Below are 1,351 nucleotides of genomic sequence, written 5' to 3'. Positions count from 1 at the left end.
CACTTTTGCTTTCTGTTCCAACGCATTCTTTCTGAACAAGATTGCCGCTTGCGTCCTCTACATAGAAGCGGTAGTACCATTTCTTTCCTTTTTTTCTTACAGATCCTTTTGCCATAATCGTATGTCTCCTTTCGATATTAGACAATCGGAACTGATGAAATGCTTCGTGCGTGTAAGTATATCATAACTCCGGTTGTCTTACTATACCGATTCGGAATCTTCGTATAAGACTTCTGATAAAAGATTTGCAAGCCTTTGTTCTGCTGCTTTTGGTTTCTTGGAATAGAGCCTTACAACGTCTGCCATCTCATTAAAAGCATTGATGGTGTGAGTGATTTCCCTTAAGAACATAATCTCATTATATTCCTCATTCGATTCAAACCCTATTGTTTTGGCAATATCCGTCTGACCAGCATTTCCCTTGAAGTTTTTGCAGGCGAACTGGAAGGAATCCAAAAACAGACCATATTGTTTTAACATCAGCAGTAATAAATCTTTTGAAAAAGCATCTTCTTCTTTGGTAAGGGCAAGCGGTAACTGTTCCAGAATATCTCCCATCGCATCACGAATCTGTAACTCTCTCTTATCCGTAATGTCGGTTTCATATTCATCTGTTTCCCCTTTGAGCCATTCCACAGATACATGGAGTGCTTCCGAAAGACCTTCCAGCACCATTTTTTTCGTATTGTCAATCGAACCATTCTCATAACGCAGGATTGTAGAAGCGGTAACACCCATCTTTTCTGCGACATAAGGCTGTGTCAGATTCAATTCCAGACGGCGCTGTTTTACTCTGCTGCCTATCAGCTTGCGTAGTTCTTTATCTTTCATGCTGACTGCCTCCTTTTTCGGTATGTATGAATTATAGCATTGTTTTTCTATAATTGCAATATGCAATATAATATTTGTTTTTAATATTTCGTAACGCTTGACAAAAAGATGTGAAAAGGATATACTTACATCACAAGAATTGCATAATGCAATTTATAAGGAGGTGATTATATGACGCAAAGAAAAATTGCATTATCCATCGAAGAAGCTGCTGACTATACGGGAATCGGCAGAAATACCTTAAGACAGCTTGTAGAATGGAAGAAACTTCCAGTATTAAAGGTTGGTCGCAAAGTCCTGATTAAAACCGATATTCTGGAAATGTTTATGGAAGCTAATGAAGGTCGTGATTTGAGGGATAGAGGAAATGTAAAAGCCGTAACAAGAACTGCGGCAAATTAAAAAGGCGGCTTCCCAAGAAACCGCCAAAGGTTCTATCAGACCGAAGCCATGATATACCTACACGCAAGAAGATTATACCATGTGCTTCTTCTGATACGCAACCGAGAACTTATGTTTG

At 39.0% G+C, this 1,351-nt stretch carries 2 protein-coding genes; one reads left to right on the top strand and one right to left on the bottom strand.

Annotated elements, in window-relative coordinates:
* Positions 1-201: 201 nt before the first annotated feature.
* Entirely contained in the window at positions 202-831 is a 630-nt protein-coding gene (locus DWZ60_RS16900; protein ID WP_004843518.1) for a helix-turn-helix domain-containing protein, read from the bottom strand.
* A gap of 171 nt (positions 832-1,002) precedes the next feature.
* Here DWZ60_RS16900 and DWZ60_RS16895 point away from each other — a divergent pair, with 171 nt between their 5' ends.
* Positions 1,003-1,233, top strand: a complete 231-nt coding sequence (locus DWZ60_RS16895) for a helix-turn-helix domain-containing protein (protein WP_004843519.1) — start codon at positions 1,003-1,005, stop codon at positions 1,231-1,233.
* The last annotated feature ends 118 nt before the right edge of the window (positions 1,234-1,351 follow it).

The organism is Blautia sp. AF34-10, from assembly GCF_003477865.1.
Classification (GTDB): Bacteria; Bacillota; Clostridia; order Lachnospirales; family Lachnospiraceae; genus Fusicatenibacter; species Fusicatenibacter saccharivorans.
Note: the sequence above shows the minus strand (reverse complement) of the source record. Positions and strands in the feature narration are given on the sequence as shown.